Origin of the sequence: Roseateles agri (genome assembly GCF_034043675.1) — a bacterium.
Lineage (GTDB): Bacteria > Pseudomonadota > Gammaproteobacteria > Burkholderiales > Burkholderiaceae_C > KK5.
Window position 1 is genome coordinate 46,892 of record NZ_JAXCLA010000004.1, and the last position, 19,389, is coordinate 66,280.

15 protein-coding genes are annotated in these 19,389 nt (G+C 69.4%); 8 read left to right on the plus strand and 7 right to left on the minus strand.

What is annotated here, in order from left to right; all coding sequences use genetic code 11:
• Positions 1–192 precede the first annotated feature (192 nt).
• Entirely contained in the window at positions 193–2,082 is a 1,890-nt protein-coding gene (locus tag SNE35_RS12265; protein WP_320423198.1) for an eCIS core domain-containing protein, read from the plus strand.
• Between the two features lie 4 nt (positions 2,083–2,086).
• On the opposite strand, the gene SNE35_RS12270 is transcribed toward SNE35_RS12265, so the two are convergent.
• Positions 2,087–4,294, minus strand: coding sequence for a bifunctional diguanylate cyclase/phosphodiesterase (locus SNE35_RS12270; protein WP_320423199.1), 2,208 nt, complete (start codon positions 4,292–4,294; stop codon positions 2,087–2,089).
• Positions 4,295–4,497: 203 nt separating this feature from the next.
• Between SNE35_RS12270 and trxC the strand changes: the two genes are divergently transcribed.
• Positions 4,498–4,929 (plus strand): thioredoxin TrxC, encoded by a 432-nt coding sequence (trxC, locus tag SNE35_RS12275; RefSeq protein WP_320423200.1) that lies wholly within the window; start codon positions 4,498–4,500, stop codon positions 4,927–4,929.
• On the opposite strand, the gene SNE35_RS12280 is transcribed toward trxC, so the two are convergent.
• Both SNE35_RS12280 and SNE35_RS12285 read right to left on the minus strand, forming a co-directional pair.
• Positions 4,885–6,141, minus strand: coding sequence for a cytosine permease (locus tag SNE35_RS12280; protein ID WP_320423201.1), 1,257 nt, complete (start codon positions 6,139–6,141; stop codon positions 4,885–4,887). The two genes, trxC and SNE35_RS12280, sit on opposite strands and share 45 nt — an antisense overlap.
• Positions 6,138–8,867: a winged helix-turn-helix domain-containing protein gene (locus tag SNE35_RS12285; protein ID WP_320423202.1), complete on the minus strand. Its 2,730-nt coding sequence runs from the start codon at positions 8,865–8,867 to the stop codon at positions 6,138–6,140. The genes SNE35_RS12280 and SNE35_RS12285 overlap by 4 nt, the downstream gene beginning before the upstream one ends.
• A gap of 146 nt (positions 8,868–9,013) precedes the next feature.
• Here SNE35_RS12285 and SNE35_RS12290 point away from each other — a divergent pair, with 146 nt between their 5' ends.
• The 6 genes from SNE35_RS12290 to SNE35_RS12315 all read left to right on the plus strand — a co-directional run bounded on the left by SNE35_RS12290 (position 9,014) and on the right by SNE35_RS12315 (position 16,111).
• Positions 9,014–9,700 (plus strand): hypothetical protein, encoded by a 687-nt coding sequence (locus SNE35_RS12290; RefSeq protein ID WP_320423203.1) that lies wholly within the window; start codon positions 9,014–9,016, stop codon positions 9,698–9,700.
• Positions 9,701–9,827: 127 nt separating this feature from the next.
• A complete protein-coding gene (locus SNE35_RS12295) occupies positions 9,828–10,952 on the plus strand; it encodes a pepsin-like aspartyl protease (RefSeq protein ID WP_320423204.1) in 1,125 nt (374 codons plus the stop codon).
• 20 nt (positions 10,953–10,972) lie between these two features.
• The gene (locus SNE35_RS12300; protein ID WP_320423205.1) at positions 10,973–11,791 is read left to right on the plus strand and encodes an aspartate/glutamate racemase family protein; all 819 of its coding nucleotides are present in this window, start codon (positions 10,973–10,975) and stop codon (positions 11,789–11,791) included.
• 3 nt (positions 11,792–11,794) lie between these two features.
• The gene (locus SNE35_RS12305) at positions 11,795–13,042 is read left to right on the plus strand and encodes a hypothetical protein (protein ID WP_320423206.1); all 1,248 of its coding nucleotides are present in this window, start codon (positions 11,795–11,797) and stop codon (positions 13,040–13,042) included.
• Positions 13,043–13,553: 511 nt separating this feature from the next.
• The gene (locus SNE35_RS12310; RefSeq protein WP_320423207.1) at positions 13,554–14,918 is read left to right on the plus strand and encodes an esterase-like activity of phytase family protein; all 1,365 of its coding nucleotides are present in this window, start codon (positions 13,554–13,556) and stop codon (positions 14,916–14,918) included.
• 104 nt (positions 14,919–15,022) lie between these two features.
• Positions 15,023–16,111: a sensor domain-containing diguanylate cyclase gene (locus SNE35_RS12315; protein ID WP_320423208.1), complete on the plus strand. Its 1,089-nt coding sequence runs from the start codon at positions 15,023–15,025 to the stop codon at positions 16,109–16,111.
• Here the strand turns inward: SNE35_RS12315 and SNE35_RS12320 are convergent.
• Genes SNE35_RS12320 through SNE35_RS12335 form a run of 4 tightly spaced genes read right to left on the minus strand, consistent with a single transcriptional unit; the run spans position 16,096 to position 19,383 of the window.
• Entirely contained in the window at positions 16,096–16,803 is a 708-nt protein-coding gene (locus SNE35_RS12320) for an ABC transporter ATP-binding protein (RefSeq protein ID WP_320423209.1), read from the minus strand. The two genes, SNE35_RS12315 and SNE35_RS12320, sit on opposite strands and share 16 nt — an antisense overlap.
• 3 nt (positions 16,804–16,806) lie before the next feature.
• Positions 16,807–17,553, minus strand: a complete 747-nt coding sequence (locus SNE35_RS12325) for an ABC transporter ATP-binding protein (RefSeq protein ID WP_320423210.1) — start codon at positions 17,551–17,553, stop codon at positions 16,807–16,809.
• Positions 17,546–18,502 carry a branched-chain amino acid ABC transporter permease gene (locus tag SNE35_RS12330; protein WP_320423211.1) on the minus strand — a complete coding sequence of 319 codons (957 nt, stop codon included), beginning with the start codon at positions 18,500–18,502 and terminating at the stop codon, positions 17,546–17,548. The genes SNE35_RS12325 and SNE35_RS12330 overlap by 8 nt, the downstream gene beginning before the upstream one ends.
• Positions 18,502–19,383 carry a branched-chain amino acid ABC transporter permease gene (locus tag SNE35_RS12335; protein WP_320423212.1) on the minus strand — a complete coding sequence of 294 codons (882 nt, stop codon included), beginning with the start codon at positions 19,381–19,383 and terminating at the stop codon, positions 18,502–18,504. The genes SNE35_RS12330 and SNE35_RS12335 overlap by 1 nt, the downstream gene beginning before the upstream one ends.
• Between the last annotated feature and the right edge of the window lie 6 nt (positions 19,384–19,389).

Below are 19,389 nucleotides of genomic sequence, written 5' to 3' on the forward strand. Positions count from 1 at the left end.
GCTGAGCCGGCGCAGGCGGCCGCAACAACCTCGCCGCTGCTGCGCGCGGCCCCGGGTAACGCCAACGGGAACGGGCACTGCGCCTGCGGCGGCGGGTGCCCGCGATGCCGGCAGCGATCGGCGTTGCGGGCACTGCATCTTGGCCGCAACGATGCAGCGGAAGAAGCGGCGGCGGATCGTGCTGCGACGCGGGTGAGCGGGCTCACGGCCCGACATCGCTCGACCGAGGCCGGCGAAGGGCAGGCGCACCTCGACGATGTGCCCTTGGCGTTACGCGGCGGCGGGCAGTCGCTCCCGGCGATGCAGCGCCGGACGCTCGAAACAGGCCTCGGCCGCGACCTTTCCGGCATCCGCCTGCACCAGGGACCGGCGGCGCAGGCAAGCAGTGCCACGCTGCGTGCCCGCGCCTACACGCTCGGCAACGACGTGGTGCTCGGCCGCGGCGCACCGCCGCTTCACACACGCGCCGGCCTGCACCTGCTGGCGCACGAGTTGGCGCACACGGCGCAGCCTGGCGCTGCGAACACCGTGCGCCGGGCGCCGTTCGACTACGAGATCGACGATCTGCCCGTCGGTGCCGCGGCGGACACGAGCACCATCTACTTCGACCGCGACAGCGTGACCCTGTCGCCCGGCGAGAAAGCCAAGATCGCCGGGCTCGTCACGCCACCTGGGCAAGACCTGACCCTGCATGCCTACTCCAGCGAGGAGCCGAGCATGATCGGCCGCATCTTCCAGGCCAATATGCGGCTGGCCTCCGTCGACGCCGCGCTCGCCGCCGCCGGCCACACCGGCAAGCGCACGCTCGTCCCGCATCCGGACGATGGCCTGGGCAACCTCGACTACCGCTCGATGCGAACCGTGCAGGTCTTCCCCACGCCGGTCGGCATGCCCGCCGCTCCGCCGCAAGCCAACGCCTGCCAGGCCGCAGGCGCCGAAATCGCCACCGGGGCCGAGAAGACAAAGTGCGAGAACGCCTTCAAGGTCGCCTTCCCGATCGCCAAGGCCATCGTCGACAAGGCCGAGAAGGATGTCGTGACCACGCCGACCGCGGCGGCCAATGCGCTTGTCGCTCAGTTCTTCGCTGGCGTGGCGCGCCCGGACGTGGACGCCACCGTCTCGGCTCTCGCCGCGCAGGTGCGCAACCTGCAGGCCGCGCACGAATGCCACACCGTCTGCGACGGCGGCTGCAAGCGCCCCGCCTTCAACGACGGCCACGGCCTGGCCCCGCCGCCCGCCGGAGCGCTCATGAAGATCTGCCCCGACTGGGTCAGCGCACCGCTGGACTTCCAGGTCGACATACTGATCCACGAGTCATCGCACGGCACGCCCGCCGGCGACATCGTCGACGTGGCCTATCACAACACCCGGCTCGTGCCCTTCCTGCTACCCGCCGACGCGAAGCGCAACACAGACAGCTACGTGATCCTGATGCGCCTTGTGCACAAGGCCGGCAGCATCGGCGTCGGTCCCGTTGCCGCCGACACGCTCAAGGGCATGACCGCCGTCGGCGCCGGCTCGGACACCGAACAGACCCAGCGCGCCGTCGCATGGCTGGAAAGCTGGCTCAACTACGGCGACTTCGACACCAGCGTTCTCTACGCCACGCTGCAGGCCTCACTGCTCGCCGGCCATTGGGACAACTCCGGCACCAACGAGTTCAACATCGAGACCCAGCACCGCCTCGCCCTCGCCTTCCCCGGCGACTTCACCGACCCCGGCCCCGACCGCGCGCCTCGCACCACTCCGCCCGCGCCCATGGCGACGAGCCTGGACAAGGAACGCGTCGCCGCCCTGCACGACCGCTTTGCCGAGCTCTACCGCGCCGTCAACCAGCGCCCCATCACCGTCACCCGCGGCCCCGCCGGGGCCGTCGAAAAGCGGGACAACACCGTCAGCCACCCCTACCTGCTCCCCACCGTCACCGTCTCCCCCGCCTTCTTCGCCCTCGGCAAGGTCGACCAGGTCAAGCGCCTCTTCGGCCTGATGGTCCACGGCCGGTACGACATCAGCGCGCCGTTCGAAGCGAAGTACGTGGATGCGCTGGACAGGATTCATGCGCACAGGAAGATGGGGCCGTGAGTCGTCAGCCGGGTGAAGCCGTCTCCATACGCCCCTTGCCTGCCCGCTTCGCCTTGAGCATCGCCTGGTCAGCCAGGGCCAGCAGGACCGTGCGATCCGTCCCGTGCTGCGGCGCGAGCGCGACGCCGACGCTGGCACCCACCTGCACCTCCTTGCCGCCGGGCAGCGTGATCGGCTGCTGAAGGCTGTCGATCAGGCGCTCGACGACGGCGCGCCATTCGGTGTCCTCTGCAGGATCGAGCAGGGTCAGCAGCACGACGAACTCGTCGCCGCCGACCCGGGCCGCCGTGTCGTCGCGGCGCAGCGCGCGGGCGAGGCGGCGGCCGATCTCGGCCAATAGCGCGTCACCGGCGTCGTGGCCGCATTCGTCATTGACGCGCTTGAATCCGTCCAGGTCCAGGTAGCAGACGGCGAGCCGCGTGTTGGTGCGGCTCTGCGTCGCGAGCGCCTGCCGCAGCCGGTCGGCCAGCAGCAGGCGGTTTGGCAGGCCGGTGAGCGCGTCGTGGAAGGCGATGTGCTCGGCGCGGGCCTGCGCGTCTTTGACCGCGCCGATGTCGGCCATGGTCCACAAGGTCACATCGCCATCGAGGCGCACGCCGCTGAGGTCGATCCACAGCAGGTGGCCGTTCTTGTGGCGCATCTGCAGCTGGGTGCGGTAGTGCCGGCCGTCGTTGAGCAGCGGATAGCCCTCGCTGCCGACCCGCTCGTAGGAGGCGTCGTCGGGGTACAGCAAGCGGGTGGGCGCACCCTCGAGCTCCCGCGCTTCGTAGCCGAAGAGGCTTGCCAGCGCCCGGTTGTGCCAGGTCGCGTGCCGGTCCTTGATCTTGACCATGCCGACGATGTCGTTGTCCAGCATGGCCGATTGCTCCTGCATCAGGCGCTCGACCCGCGCCGACGAGGCCTCCAGCGAGGCGAGCAGGCGCTTGCGCTCGGTGATGTCGCGGGCCGACGCGTAGATGATCAGCTCCCGGCCGATCTGGGCGACGCTGATCTGCAGCTCCACGTCGATCAGGTGCCCGTCGCTATGCCGGTGGCAGACCTCGACGCGCTGCCGGTCGCCGTCCTTGAGGCGGGCCAGCCAGGCGTTGACCTTGGTCTCGTCCTGGTGGGCGTCCCAGGAGCTGATGTGGCGGCCGAGCAGTTCTTCGCGCGTGGCGCCCAGCATCGCCGCGAACGAGTCGCTCATGCCGATCAGCCGCCCGCCGCTGTCCATCACGTGGATGCCGTCGCCGGCCACGCGCAGCAGCGATTGCATGCGCTGCGCCTCGGCGCTCAGGGCGCGCAGGCTGCGGTTCTCGCGCCGCGCTGCGCGGTAGACGGCCACGGTGGCGCTGGCGAACAGCAGCCAGGCGAACAAGGCGAGCAGCGCCACCTGCCGGACCTGCGCGCGCCAGGGAGCGAAGTAGCGTTCGTTGTCCAGCCCGGCGAAGACGATCAGCGGCCAGCCATCGACGGCCCGGTAGGCGGTCGTCCGCTCGACGTTGTCGAAGGCGGTCTTCGACACGACGGTGCCGCGCTCGCGGTTGCGGGCCAGCTCGTCCTTCAGCGTCTGCGAGGTCAGCGTGCTGCCGATATCCGGCTGCGCGCTGCTGCCCGGGGAATGGCGGGCGATCAACTGCATGTCGCCCATGCGCAGGGTGACGACATCCTGGCCCTCGACGTCGTAGGTGGCGAACAGCTGACGGAAGTAGTCGGTCTGCACGCTCGCGTAGAGCAGGCCGGAGAACTGGCCGCCGAGCCGCATCGGCTGGGCCAGCCCGATGACCCAGTGGCCCGACACGCGCGACCGGAACGGCCCGGCCGCGGCCATGCTGTCGTCGCTCTGGGTCCGCGCCTGGATGAAGTACGAGCGGTCCGACACATCGACCGGCGCGCCCGCCCGCAGGCCATTGCCCCAGCGCACCAGGCCCTTGGCATCGGCCATGCGCAGGCCTTCGGCCCCGGGCAGCAGGCGGCGGCGTGCGTCCAGCACGCGGGCGATCTCGGCGTCGTCGAGCCGGCCTCGGGCGTGCAGTGCTTCGAGTTCGTCGGTCGCAGCGTGCATCAGGGATTCGACCCGCCGCAGCTCCGAGGCCACGTTGGCCTGGGCGATCGCGGCCAGGTCCTCGGCGTTGTCGCGGGCTTGGCGCATGTAGGCGCCGTGGCTCGTTTCGGCGACCAGCCAGACTAGCCCGGCCAGCAGCGTCGCAACCGCGAGATTCGTCAACAGCATCGCCAGCAGAAGGCGACGCCGCGGCCTGGGGCCGGGAATCACGATCGATGAATTACCGAGCGGCATCGGTGTCCTCTTCTTATTCGGGCCCGCTCCCTGCCTTCTTGTCTTCCTGCCGGACCATTATGAATCCGGCGGCACGCCGGTTGCCCATCCACGGCGCCCTGCACCCCGCAATCGCGTGACGCTGGCAGACTGTGCAGATGGAATCCGACGACAAGACCTTCATCGCCTGCCGGCACTGCCTGGCAAAGAATCGTGTGCCGAAGGCGCGCCTCGCCGAAGACCCGGTGTGCGGCCGCTGCGGCCATGCGCTGCTACCCGGCGAGCCGGTCGAACTCAGCGACGCGAACTTCGACGAGGTGACCCGCCATACGGAGCTGCCGGTCATCGTCGACTTCTGGGCGGCCTGGTGCGGGCCCTGCCGGATGATGGCGCCCCAGTTCGAGCGCGCCGCCGCCGAGCTGAAGGGCCGCGCGCTCTTCGTCAAGGTAGACAGCGACGCCAACCCGTGCACCGCGCAGCGCTTCCAGGTGCGCAGCATCCCGACATTGGTGAAGCTGAACCGCGGCGCGGAGGTGGACCGGCGCTCAGGCGCGCTGCCCGCGGCTCAGATCGCGGCGTTCGCGCGCTAGCAGGTAGTAGACGGCCGCCGCCACGACGATGCCGAGCACCGAGTGGATCGGGTGCTCCACCAGCATCATCGTGGCGAGGCCGCAGGCCCAGGCGACGATGCCGTTGCGCTTCCACTCGCTGCCGCTTCCGTTGCTGCCGCCCACGGGCCGGTAGGAGCCGGCCAGCCAGTAGTCGCAGACGATCACGCCGGCCACCGGCGGCACGGTGGCCGTCAGCAGCATCAGGAAATTGGTGAAATGGTCGAGGATGCCGCTGGCCGCCAGCACCGAGCCGAGCACGCCGGCCAACAGCGTTGCCAGGCGTCGCCGCGCCGGCGGCCAGTGCAGCAGGCCGTTCAGCGCCAGGCCGGACGAGTAGGCGTTCATCACGTTGGTGGTCCACGCGGCGACGATCAGCACCGACAGCGCCAGACCCGGCATGCCCATGCGCGCGTAGATCTCCACGATGTCGTAGGTCTGCTGCACGATGGCCAGCACCGCGCCGCAGGCCGCCATGCCCAGGGCCGAGGGGATCAGGCCCAGCACGGAGCCGACCACGGCATCGGTGCGGGTGCGGGCGTGCCGCGCGTAGTCCGGTGACACGACGCCGCCGACCGAGAAGAAACCGATGCACATGCCCACGGCGGCCAGGAAGTCGATGCGGCGCGCCGGCTCGGGCTGATAGTTCGCGATCAGCTCCCAGCTGTGGCTCTGGAAGGCCACGACCATCGCATAGGCCAGCAGCGCGATCTTGCAGGGCACGCCGATGAAGTTCAGCCACTTCACATGCCGGAAGCCGAACACCGCCGTCAGCATCATCAAGAGGCCCAGCAGCAGCGAACACAGCCACACCGGCGCCGGCAGCGCGAAGTACATCTGCATGATCCGCGCGAACGAGGCACCCGCCACCGCCGACTGCACGCCGAACCAGCCCAGCAGGGACAGCCCCAGCGCAATGCCCAGCACCACGTTGGCCCCGCCGCGGCCGAAGGCGCTGGAGGCGAGCTCCACCGTGTTCATCCGCTGCTCGACGGCCGCCACGCTCTCCAGGCTCATGAACACGGCCACGATCGAGAAGCCGATCAGGCCGGCCAGGATCACCTCCTTGAACGGCAGCCCGGCAATGAGCGTGCTGCCGATGAACAGCGACGGCACGCTGACCATGCCGCCGAACCAGATCGTCGCCAGGCCCAGGCTGCCGAGGCTGGCCTCCTTGTCCTCGCTACTGCTCATTCCTGCGCGCCAACCGGAATGGCCTCGGCCGTCACCAAGCCCTGACGGATCGCCACGGTCACGGCCGCACTGCGGTTGTCGACGCCCAGCTTGCGATAGATCTGCTTCAGGTGGAACTTGACCGTGTCGGCCGAGATGCCCATGGTGCGCGCGATCAGCTTGTTCGGCTGGCCGGCCACCAGCAGGTTCAGCACTTCCATTTCCTTGGCGCTGCACTGCGCGCGGCGCTGCGGGCGCGCCTGCGCGCTGCTGCCGCTGTTGTTGACCTTCTGCAGCGCCGACTGCAGCTGCGCGGACAGCGGCCCGGCCAATTGCTGAACGACCGGCACCACCTGCTGGCCCAGCTCCATCAGGAAGCCGTGCAGGCCGTGCTCCAGGATCGGCGTCAGCGCCGATTCAGCATCGCCCTCACCGGCGCCGTGGCCGCGGGTGCGCTGGTCCAGCAGCAGGCTCATCAGGTTCACGCGCCAGGCGGGCAGCTCCAGGCCCATGCCCTGCAGGATCTTCGCGGCCCGTTTCAGCCGCGCCTGACCCACCGACGGCGCACCGCCCGCCAAGTGCATGCGGGCCAGGGCCAGCGAGGCGGCTTCGAGGAAGCGCCAGTCGGGCTGCTCGGCGGCGAGTTCGTTCGTCAGGTCCTTGTCGAGCCCGGCGTTCGCCGCCTCCTTGCGCGCCTGGGCCGCCATGCCGCTCTGCGCGAGCAGGTCGATGCGCCAGACCATCGCCATCCGCTCCAGCCGGGGCATGTTGCGGCGGCGGGCCAGCAGCGCGGTCTCGTCCAGGATGCTCATCGCCTGGGCGCAGCCATCGTTGCGCACGGCGATGCGCCAGGCCACCTCGGCCATCACCGCGAACACGTCCAGCCAGCCGTCCACGCGCAGCAGCGAGTCCTGCACCGACTGGATCAGCGGTTGCGCTTCGGACCAGCGGCCTTCCCAGAACAGCTGCTGCGCCTTGAAGCAGCCGACCAGGGCCTTCATCGAACTGTCGGTGCCGAAGTTGGCCTCGGCCAGCGAGACCGCCTCATCCACCATCATCCGGCCCTGCTCCAGGCGGCCCATCACGCTGAGCGCCTGGCTCTCGTGCAGCAGGCAGAAGTTCTCGCCCAGCGGGCTGCGCACCAGGCGCATCCGCGTGCGCGCCGCGCGGGCGGCCTCGATCGCCTCGGCCATGTGGCCCAGCGCCACCGCCGACACGGCGCTGACGCACAGCAGGGTGGCCTGGCCCAGCGGGTCGTCCGGCAGGTAGCGGTTGGCCGCCTCGCCGGTGCGCGGCCAGCTCTTGGATACCTCCAGGTGATCAAAGTAGCTGTGCACCAGCGCTTCGATGACGACCATGTCGTGCTCGGCCGAGGCCGAGGGCTCGCGTTCCAGCCCGGCCTTGGCCAGCCGCAGCATCTCGAAGGCGAGCAGCTCGTCGCCGTGCTTGGCATGCAGATAGGCCTGGATCAGCAGCAGCTGCGGCTCGCTGCGCCGCGCCAGGTCGTCGAAGCGCTCCAGCAGCCGGCGCGTGTACTGGATGCCCATGTGCAGCACCAGCTTCCAGCCGCCGGCCTTCTCGATGAAGCTGACCGCCAGCCGCACATCGCCGGCCAGAAGCGCATGGGCCACGGCCAGCGACCAGTCTTCCTGCTCCGCCAGCCAGGGTGCGGCGGCGCGGTGGATCTCCCGGGCGCGCGGCTTGCTGAGGCGCGGGCGCAGGAAATCGGCGAAGAGCTGGTGGTAGCGGAACCAGGTGCGGGCGGCGTCCAGCGGCACCAGCAGCGAATCGATGCCTGACAGCCGCGCGAGGATCTCGGCGCTGTCGGTGCGGCCGCGCGCCACGTCGGCCAGCTCGGCGTTGAAGCGCTCGAACATCGAGGTCTCGACGAGGAACTGCCGGCAGTCCTCCGGCAGCTTGGCGATGACCTGCTCGGTGAGGTAGTCGGCCACCTCGGTGACGCGGCCGGAAAAGGCCTGCAGCCCGTGCGAGGAGCCCGGCCCCTCGGACACCCACAAGCGGGCAAGCTGGATCGCCACCGCCCAGCCTTCGGTGCGCGAATGGATGATCGAGGCCTCGAAGGAGTCGACGCCACCGCCCAGCATCGTCGTCGTCTCGCTCAGCGACAGCACCAGCTCGCTCGGATGCACCTCGTGCAGCAGCCCGCAGGCCTTCATCGTGGCCAGTGCCCAGTTCGGCCGTGCACGGGAGGCGATGACGATGCGCAGCCAGGGCGTGCCGCGCTCCAGCAGCATGCGCACGATCTCGTCGACACCGGGACTGGTGGCGCGGTGGTAGTCGTCCAGCATCAGGGTGACGCGGCGCTGCGCCCGCTGCACGGCCTGCAGCAGCGCCGAGACGGTGCGCATCGGGTCGGCCTCGAGCGTCTGCTCGTGCGCCCGGCGGACCAGCGGCCCGAGGTCGATGCCGGCGCGCTCGATCGCGAGCAACACGTAGGCGAGGAAGCTGCCCTCGTCGCGATCACCTTCGTCCAGGGTCAGCCAGGCCGCCTGCGTGGTGGCGCCCGCGGCCGGTCCGCCGGCGCGTTGGTAGAGGGCGTGGAGCTGAGCCAGCAGCGTCGTCTTGCCGAAACCGGCCGGCGAGATGATCAGCGACAGGGGCACGTGCTGCGTCTGTACCAGGCGCTTGAGCAGCCCGTCGCGCTGGACCGTGTCCAGTTTCATCTGCGGGGGCGTCAGCTTGCCGACCCACATCCAGGCGTTCGATTGCGAGCGCTTTTCAGGCATATGTTGATGATGCCAGCCATCCTTTTTATTAGGGGGGTGGCAAGTACCAAGTGACCTACCCGAATGGGTAGGGCAGCCCCTTGTCCGCAGGTGACCACCCGGTGCCACCACCCTGCCCCCGCCCGCCCCGCGCCACACTGCGAGCGATGGACGACAGGCTCAGCGGCAGATGGGGCGACGGCACGGTCGAGCTGGACCTGCTGCTGCGCGCCCGCAGCCCGGGCGGCGGCTTCAGCGGCGCCTGCTCGGGCCGCCCGATGCAGGGCTGCGCGCCGGCGAGCGCCGGTGCCAGCGCCGCCTTTGCCGGCGCCGTCCAGAGTGACGGCCAGCCCGCCGCGATGGCTGGCGTGCTGTTCCTGGACGCGCCGGGCGGCTTGCCGGTGTTGCGGCTGATGCACAGCCGCGCCGGCCACGAACCGCAGATGCTGACCTTGCGCCCGCTGGCCGGCCCCGAGGCCCTACCCGCCGTGCCGGGTCTTGCCCTGCCCCGGGGAGGCCGCACGCTGGATCTGCAGCGCCTGCGGCTGGTGAATCACGATCCGCGCTCGCCGCTGCGGCTGCTGGATCTGCTGGTCGATGCCGATGGCCGCTGCGTCGGCACCCTGGCCTCGCCCGCGGAGCAGCGCGGGGCGGTGCAGGGCTTTGCCGGCCCGCAGGGCCTGGCCTTGACGGCGGCCGCACCGGATGGGGGCAGCCTGTGCCTGGTCGGGTGGGTGGACCGCGACGCCGGCACGGCGGGCCTGGTCGTTTGCCAAGCACGGGCGCTGGCCTACGAGCAGCGGCAGGCAGCGGTGTCCTGGCGCATGGAGGCTTTCCGGATCACCCCGGGGTAGTCCGCGCCGCGGGCCTCACCTGCCCGTCAAACCGTTTGCCAGGCCCTGGCACTCGCTCTAAGTTTTGACGCCACGGGGCGCGCATCGCACGCGCCGTCCGGCCACCGAAACACCCAGCGAGGATCACATGATTGTTGACGAACTGCCGCAGCGCACCCTGCTGCGGCCGGGGCTGCGCTTACCCGCCTTCAAGGGCCCTTTCCAGGACAACGGGGCCAGCCCCTGGTATTCGCCGGTCCGGGTCGGCAACGGCCCGGCCGCGCCGATCCTGAAGCTGAACGTGGACACCGGCGCCCGCTTCAACTGGCTGACGTCCACGGCCTGCGACACCCGGGCCTGCACGATGCCGCAGCGCCGGCGCTTCGACCCGGCCGCGAGCTCGAGCTTCGTGGCCGGCGCGGGCGAGCCGCTGCGCATCGACTTCGGCCACTGGGGCGAGATGCTGGCCACGCGCGGCAGCGATTTCCTGAGCCTCGGCACGCTGCCGCCTCAGCGGGCCGGCTTCTATTGCACGACCCACTACGACGGCACGCAGTTCTGCGAGCTGAACTGGGACGGTGGCCTGGGCGTGCCGAACGGTCTGTCTCCCGACCCGCATTCGACCCACATCGTCGAGACCTTGCTGAACGCCGGCGTGCTGACGCCGGAGCGGGCCATGGTCTCCTTCCTGATGGACCCGGCCAGCGGCACCGGCGTCGTCGAATTCGGCGGCTACGACATGCAGGCGGTGGACGAGGACAGCGCCATCGAACTGCCCTTCGTTCCCTATGCGACCGGGCTGGACTACATCTGGACGACGCCGCTGCGCAGCTGGAAGGTCGGCCCGGTGGAGGTGGCGCGGGGGCAGCTCTTCTGCCACGACACCGGCTCCTCGCACTTCAAGGGCGACCCGGTGCTGCTGATGCAGGCAATGCACCAGCTCGAGCTGCAGCGCGGCCGCACCGGGCGCTATCCGCTGCTGGAACTGGACATCGGCCGACACCGTGACGACGGCCGCCCTGCCCGCCTGGTGCTCGGCGCCGACCAGTACGTCACCGAGATCGAGGCCGGCCAGGGCCGCGGCCGCACGACGGCCAACCTGAACCCGCTGGCCGGCTACGACGGCCTGCTGCTGGTCGGCTCGATCCTGCTGGACCACGTGTGCGCGGTCTACCGCTTCCAGGTCAGCGGCGCGCCGGGCCGCTACCGCGTGGCACCCGGCACGACCTGGATGTTCAACAAGCGGGGCGGTCCGCAGGTGATCCGCCCGTGATCGCGAAAAGGAGCAGAACCATGCTGAAGATCATGTACCTGAACGCGGTGGGCGTGCCCGCCTACGACGCCACCTTCGCGGCCCTCGCGCGCCGCTGCAAGGACCCGCGCAACCTCGTCACCGTGGCCTCGCTGGACCCGTCGGTCGGTGCGATGGACCACCTGGAGTACCGCGTCTACGAGGCGCTGATCGTGCGCGACGTGATGCTGGCCGCGCGCCAGGCCGCGCTGGAAGGCTACGACGCGCTGGCACTGGGCTGCTTCTACGATCCCGGCCTCGATGAAGCACGCCAGGCGGCCCGCGGCATGCCGGTGATCGGCCCCTGCCAGGCGGCGATCGAGACGGCGCTGCGCCTGGGCAACCGCTACTCGGTCGTCATCGGCCGCCGCACCTGGCAGGACCAGATGCACCGCACGATCCGCCGCTACGGCTTCGACGGCCAGCTCGCCTCGTTCCGCTCGCTGGACCTGGGCGTGCCGGACATGGTGGCGCAGCCGCGCGAAACTGAGCGCCGCATCATCGAGGCCGCCAAGCGGGCGGTGGAAGACGACCAGGCCGAGGTCGTCGTGCTCGGCTGCACCCTGGAATCGGGCTTCCACGAGACGGTGCAGGACATCGTCGGCGTGCCGGTGATCGACCCGGCGATCGCCGCGCTGAAGACGGCCGAGCACGCCGCCTCGCTGCGGGCGCTGTGCGGCTGGGGCACCTCGCAGCAGTGGAGCCTGAGGCCGCCACCGGACGAGGAGTTGCGCCGCTTCGGCCTGCTGCAGCAACCCTACCGCTTCGGCGCGCGGATCGACGTGCCGGTCGGCGCCTCGGTCCCCGCCTTGATGGAGTGATCCATGGAGTTCGCATCGTCATTGCCCTTGCAAGCGCAGCATCCGCACCTGCCCTCGCGTGCGACCGGGCGGGCGCGCGAGGTCATCGAGCGCTACCGGCTGATCCCCAGCGACGTCAGCCAGGCGCTGCTGCGCCGCTCAATCGGCCTGCCCGGCGGCCGCCACCGCCGGGAGCGCGTGCAGCCGGACGCGCAGGCGGTGGCCCAGCTGCGCCACATCTACGAGCGCTTCCGCGGCCAGGCGGCGCGCGTGCCCAATGCGCCGCGCAACCTGCCCTTCTACCTGGCGCTGCGCGCCCGCTACCCGGACATCGGCTGGGACGAGGCGGATCAGACGCTGCAGCTGCCGCAGTTCGCCGGCGTGGATCCGTCACTGGCGGCCCTGCTGCTGCAAGACCTGCCCGCCAGCGAGCTGAGCCTGGGCCCGCGGCAGCCGCCGGAGCTGGAGGCATTGCCGCCGGGCGTTGCCGATGAACTGCAGACCCTGTTCGAGGACGCGCACGTCGTCTCGCGCAAGGGCGAGGCGACGCGCGACTTCGCCCGTGTGCTGGCCCGCGGCCTGGCCGGCGAGCCGGTCCACCTGCTATGTCCCGTCTGCCCGGACTATGCGTACGAGCCGACCGGCAACCCCGAGCAACCCTGGCGCTACACCTTCAGCGGCATCGGCAGCGAGCCCGGCCTGGTGGCGGAACGGCTGCTGGAGGATCTGCCGCGCTTCGCGGCCCTCTTCGCGCGGCACGGTGTCGAGGCGCATTTCGTGATCGGGCAGGCGGACTTCGAGGTGCTCTCGGATGCGACGCTGCGCCAGGTGGGCGCGGACGCCGCCACCTTCCTGGCCCGGATGGCCGAGGGTGGCCGCCGTATCGAGGCCCGCACGGGCGGGTTGCCCGCGCGCACGCTGTTCCTCAGCGAGCTGGCCGGTGGGTTGACGGGCTGGAAGCAGCTTCACGCGGCCATGCGCGAGCGGCTCGGCGCGATCAGCCGTGGCGAGGCGGAAGCGGCAAGGCCCATCGACTGGGCCGCGATCCTGGAGGCGCGGCGCCCGCTGTACGAACGCTGGATCGGCCCGCGGGCGGACGACCACCTCGCCTTCCTGCTGAGCCAGGGGGCCGAGTACGCCGCGCTGGGCGAACTGGCGCGGCAGCTGTCAGCCAACAGCCTGATGCTGTGCTGCGACCACCATGCGATGACGCCGTTCTACAAGGCGCTACACGAAGTACCTGTCGTCTACCTGAGGCGCAATTACGCGTGAACGCGCGCGCTGTCGCTCCCGCGCGACATCAAAAAAGCGATGGCGGGCGCGGGATGCCATCCCTAGAATCACAAGTGAAGCAGGGCTTGACGGTCCGGCTTCCCTGCTTTTCCTCCCTGAGCAGGAGCTCCTAGAGCTTTTGAAGGCCTGGCAAGCGATTGCCGGGCCTTTTCTTTTTTTGTTCTTACCAATTGCGCTCAGCGTGGATGGTCGCAAGACCACCGATGACAGCTTGGTAGTCATCCTCGCGGGGTAGCTCCTCGCCGTCACCTACCCTGAAGAGTGGGTTCACACTTTGCAACAAACGGTTCGGGTAGTCGGGAACGGTCGATGCGCGTCGCCATCGCGATCCCGAAGCGACAACGGCGGTGCGGCGCAGCGCCCCATTGCACGTAAAGCAAACGAATTGGCAACACGGTGGCAATAAAAGAACCATAGGCACATTCACGAACACTTCATCAGCACTCCGAAGAATCGGCCGGCCACATCCAGGCACAACAGGAGTTCAACGATGAAGACCAAGAATCTGGCCGCCGCCGCACTGCCCGTGCTTTCCGCCCTCGCCTTCGCACTGGCCGCCGGCCCGGCCGCAGCCCAGGCCTCGCTGGAAGGCTGGGCGCTGATGCCCGCCAACACCTTCTCGCCCGGCCCCACCAGCGGCCAGTTCGCCAACGGCGCCGGCGGCAATCCGCTGCCCCTCGTCGGCCTGCAGCCGGTGCAGGGCTTCTCGGGCGTGCTGCAGGGTCCGGTGGCCGGTAGCTATCGCTTCATGACCGACAACGGCTTCGGCACGCAGGCCAATTCGGCCGATGCGCTGCTGCGCGTCTACGCGCTGACGCCGGACTTCCGCACCGCCACCGGCGGCAGCGGCACCGTGCGTGCCAACGACTACCTGAGCGGCGCCGCGCTGCCGGGCTTCAGCGCGCAGAGCAACATCTCTCTGTCCGACCCGAATCACAAGCTGGGCTTCACGATCCAAGCCGACTACACCCACTACTACAACAACGCCGCCAACCCGCTCGTCGACTCGTCGATCCGCGCGAACCGCCTGCTCACCGGCGCCGACCTCGACGTCGAATCGATGCGCAAGGACAAGAACGGCAATATGTGGTTCGGCGACGAGTTCGGCCCCTTCCTGGTGAAGACCGACGCCACCGGCAAGGTGCTGCGCAGCGAGATCTCGCTGACCGGCGTGAAGTCGCCGCAGAACCCCTACCTGGGAGGCGGCTCGCCGACCCTGAACTCCTCCAACGGCTTCGAAGGCATGGCGATGAACGCCGCCGGCGACCGGCTCTTCACCCTGCTCGAAGGCTCGGTGGCCGGCGACCCGGCCAAGAGCCTGCGCATCAACTCCTTCAACGTGGATACCGAGTCCTACACGGACCAGCAGTGGTTCTACAAGCTCGACGCCGACGGCACCAACATCGGTGACATGACGGCGATCAACGACCACGAGTTCCTGGTGCTGGAGCGCAATGGCGGCACGGGCACCTCGGGCACGCCGTTCAAGAAGGTCTTCCGGATCGACCTGAACGAGACGGATGCCAACGGCTACGTCGGCAAGCATGAGGTCGCCGACCTGATGAACATCGCCGACCCGAACGACCTGAACCGCGACGGCAGCAGCACCTTCACCTTCCCCTTCGTCACGATCGAGAACGTGCTGGTGCTGGATGCCAACACCATCCTCGTCGTCAACGACAACAACTACCCCGGCACCGGTGGCCGCGACCTCGGCTCCGACAACACCGAGTTCCTGAAGATCCACCTGGACCAGGCGCTGAATGTTTCCGCCGTGCCCGAGTCCGGCACGCTGGGCATGATGCTGATGGGCGGGCTGGGTCTGCTGGCGGTGTCGCGTCGTCGCCGCGGCTGAAAGCCCTCGTTACGTTCCCCGGCTCACAGGCCGGGGAACTGAAGCACAATGGTCCGGACAAGACGAACAAGATCCAGGGATTGACTTTCCTGCCTCGACACGCCATGCCGGACAACACGCTGCTTGACGACCTCGCCCATTCCGTCACCCATGCCCGGTCCCTTGAGGAACTGGCCCGTCCGCTGCTCGAGATGCTCGAGACCGTCACCGGCATGGAATCCGCCTACCTGACGACGATCGACCTGGGCAAGGGCGAGCAGCACATCCTCTACGCCCGCAACACCGCGAGCGACTTCGCCATCCCCGAGGGCCTCACCGTTCCCTGGGCCGACACGCTGTGCAAGCGTGCGCTGGACGAGGGCAAGCCCTTCAACAACGATGTCGCCAAGGACTGGGGCGACTCCGAAGCCGCCAAGGCCCTGGGTATCAGCACCTACGTCAGCACGCCGGTGCGCGTGGGCGACAGCGGCGAGATCTACGGCACGCTTTGCGCCGCCAGCCCGCACCGTCACATGATGGACCCGCACGCCGAACGCGCGCTGGCCCTGTTCGGCAAGCTGATCGGCCAGTACGTGGAGCGCGAGCGCCTGGTCGACCAGTTGATGAGGGCCAACGAGTTCCTGGCCCGGGCCGCGCTGACCGATACGCTCACCGGCCTGCCGAACCGCCGCGCGCTGCTGGAGCAACTGGGCCGGCTGCTTTCACAAGGCCGCCGCCAGCAGGTCGCCGTGCTGGTCGCCTACGCGGACCTGGACGGCTTCAAGGCGATCAACGACAACCACAGCCACGAGATCGGCGATGCCTTCCTGATCCAGGTCGCGCAGCGGCTGCGCGACTCGCTGCGCGGCGGCGACATGGCGGCGCGGCTGGGCGGCGACGAATTCGTCGTGGCCGGCCTCGGCCCGGCGCTGGACGGCAAGCTGGCCGAGGCCACGCAGGCCTTCGAGCGTCGCGTGTCGCAGGCCACGGTCGGGCGCTACATGCTGGAACCGGGGCTCGAACTGGACTACCCCGGCGCCAGCGTCGGCGCGATGGCCGTGCGCGCGGGCGTGCTGGACCCGGGCGAGGCGCTGCGGGACGCGGATGCGCTGATGTACGAGGTCAAGCGCCGGCGCAAGGCCTTGGCGGCACCGCCTGCAGAGCCGGTAGAGCCAGTAGAGCCAGCAGAGTCGCCCGTTCAGATCCCCAAGTAGCCCGCCAGCGCGGGATCGGCCGCCAGCTCGGCCGCCTTGCCGGCCATCGCCACGCGACCCTTCTGGATCACCACCGCTCGGTCGGCACCGGCCAGCACGCGGCGGTAGTCGCGATCGACGATCAAGGTGGCGATGCCGCTGGCGCGGATCTCGCCGATCACCTTCCAGATCTCGGCGACGATCAGCGGCGCGAGGCCTTCGGTCGCTTCGTCGAGGATGATCAATTCCGGGTGCGTCATCAGCGCGCGGCCGATGGACAGCATCTGCTGCTCTCCGCCCGACAGTTGCGCGCCGAGGTTGCCAAGGCGCTCCTGCAGGCGAGGAAAGGTCTGCAGCACACGCTCATAGGTCCAGTCGGCGCGGCCATCGAGCCCCTTGCGGGCGGCCATCAGCAGGTTCTCACGCACGCTGAGGTTGGGGAACACGCCGCGGCCTTCGGGCACGAAGGCGACGCCGCGACGCGCGATCTCGTGCGGGCGCGCGCGCGACACGTCGCGACCGAACAAGGTGACGCGGCCGTCGCGCTGCGGCACGTGGCCCAGCAAGGTGCGGATCAAGGTGCTCTTGCCCATGCCGTTGCGGCCCAGCAGGCCGACGGTCTCGCCGCGGCCGATGGCGAAGTCCACGCCATGCAGCACATGGCTGCTGCCGTACCAGGCGTGGACGTCCTGCGCATGGAGGATTGCATCCATCGCTCAGTGCCCTCCCAGGTAGGCGGCCTGCACGTCGGCATTCGCGCGGATACCTTCGGGCGCGTCGGACGCGATCACCGCGCCGTTGACCATCACGGTGATCCGGTCGGCGATGCGGAACACGGCGTCCATGTCGTGCTCGACCAGCAGCATCGCCTGGCCCGCCTTCAACTCGGCCAGCAGCGCGAGCATGCGTTCGGTCTCCTCGGCGCCCATGCCGGCCAACGGCTCGTCCAGCAGCAGCACGCGCGGCGCGGTGGCCAGGCACATCGCGATTTCCAACTGCCGCTTCTGGCCATGGCTCAGCAGGCCGGCGCTGCGGTCCAGCAGCTCGGCGAGGCCGGCGCGCTGCGCGGCGGCGCGGGCGGCCTCGTTCGTCTCCTCGCAGGCCAGCGCGCTCTGCCACCAGCGCCAGGCGCGCGGGCGGCGGGCCTGGGCGGCGAGACGGCAGTTCTCGAACACGCTGAAGCCCGGGTAGATCGTGTTGCGCTGGTAGCTACGGCCCAGGCCCGCGCGGGCGCGCCGCGGCTGCGACCAGGCGGAGATGTCCTGCCCCAGCAGTTCCACCGCACCCGAGGAAGGTGCGATCTCGCCCGACAGCAGATTGATCAGCGTGGACTTGCCCGCGCCGTTGGTGCCGATCACCGCGTGCACCTCGCCGCTCGCCAGCGCCAGGCTCACCTCGTTGACGGCGACGATGCCGCCCCAGCGGCGCGTCAGCCGCTCGCACTTCAAGAGCACATCAGTCACGGCGCGCCTCCAGTCGATGACGCCACAGCTGAGGGATGCCAACGAGGCCTTTGGGCAGCAGAGCTGCGCTGAGGATGATCGTCAGGCCCAGCCCCAGGTGCCAGTGCTTCGCGAAGCCGCCCCACACCGCCTCGGACTTGAAGAACTCCTCCAGCAAGGCCAGCGCGAAGGCGCCGATCAGCGCGCCGCGCAGGTGGCCGAGGCCACCGAGGATGATCATGATCAGCACCGAGCCGCTCTGGTGCCAGGCCAGCAGCTCCGGGTTGACGAAACCGTCCTTCACCGCGAACAGGAAGCCCGCCAGACCGGCGATGGCGCCCGAGACCGCGAAGGCTGCGAGCTTGTACGGGTAGGTGCTGAAGCCAGTGGCGCGCATCCGCTGCTCGTTGGCCTTGATGCCGGCCAGCGCGCGGCCGAAGGGCGAGCGCAGCAGCAGGCCCAGGACACCGAACACCAGCACGAGGCTGGCGAGCGTCAGCCCGTAGAAGGCCAACGGCTTGCCGAGGTCCAACGGTGCGACGGGTACGCCCGGCAGGTAGATGCCATCGGTACCCCCGCCCAGCGGCGTGTCGTGGACGACGTAGTAGGCCATCTGCGCGAAGGCCAAGGTCACCATGATGAAGTAGACACCCTTGGTGCGCAGCGACAGCGCACCCACCAGCAGCGCATACAGGCCGGCACAGAGCACCGCGGCGGGCAGCAGCCACCACAGCGCCGCGCCATCGAAGCGTGCCATCAGCAGCGCCGCCGCGTAGGCGCCGATGCCGAAGAAGGCCGCCTGCCCGAAGCAGACGAGGCCCGTCGCGCCTACCAGCAGCTCCAGGCTCAGCGCGAAGATGGCTGCGATCATGATCTTGATGACCAGATCCAGCCCATAGGCACCGGCGACCAACGGCCACAGGGCGAGGCCAGCGAAAACAAGTCCGACGAATACGAGTCTGGAAAACATCAAGCGACCTTGAAAAGTCCGTCGGGCCGCCACAGCAGGATCAGCGCCATCAGCACATACACCAGCACGCCGGCCGCCGAAGGCAGCAGCACCTTGCCGAAGGTGTCGACGATGCCGATCAAGAGCGCCGCCAGCAGCGCGCCGCGGATCGAGCCGATGCCGCCGATCACGACGACGACGAAGCAGACGATCAGCACCGTGTTGCCCATGCCCGGATAGACCGAGGACACCGGCGCCGCCACCATGCCGGCCAGCACTGCGATCGCGACACCGGCGGCGAACACGAGCCGGTACAGGAACTTGATGTCGATGCCCAGGCTCTGCACCATCTCGCGATTGCTCGCGCCGGCGCGGATCATCATGCCCAGCCGCGTGCGCGTCAGCACCAGGTACATGCCGGCCGCGAGCAGCAGGCAGACACCGCTGACGAAGAGCCGGTAGACCGGATAGCTCATCAGCTCGCCCAGCGGCAGGCTGCCGGCCAGCAGCGGCGGCACCGCCACACCGTGAACCTCGTCGCCGACCAGGATGCTGCGCATTTCCTCGAAGACCAGGATCAGCCCATAGGTCATCAGCACCTGCTGCAGGTGCTCGCGCTCATAGAGGAAGCTGAAGAAGGCCCATTCGAGCAGGTAGCCCAGCAGCACCGAGAGCACGATGCCCACCACCAGCGTCGAGAAGAAGCCGCCGCCGAAGGTGCTCTCCACGATCGGCGCCAGCGCGTAGGCCATGTAGGCGCCGATCATGTAGAAGCTGCCGTGCGCCAGGTTGATGACGCCCATGATCCCGAAGATCAGCGTCAGCCCCGAGGCGACGAGGAACAGCAGCAGCCCGTACTGCAGCGCGTTGAGGCACTGGATCAGGAAGGAAGCGAAGTCCACGCCGGC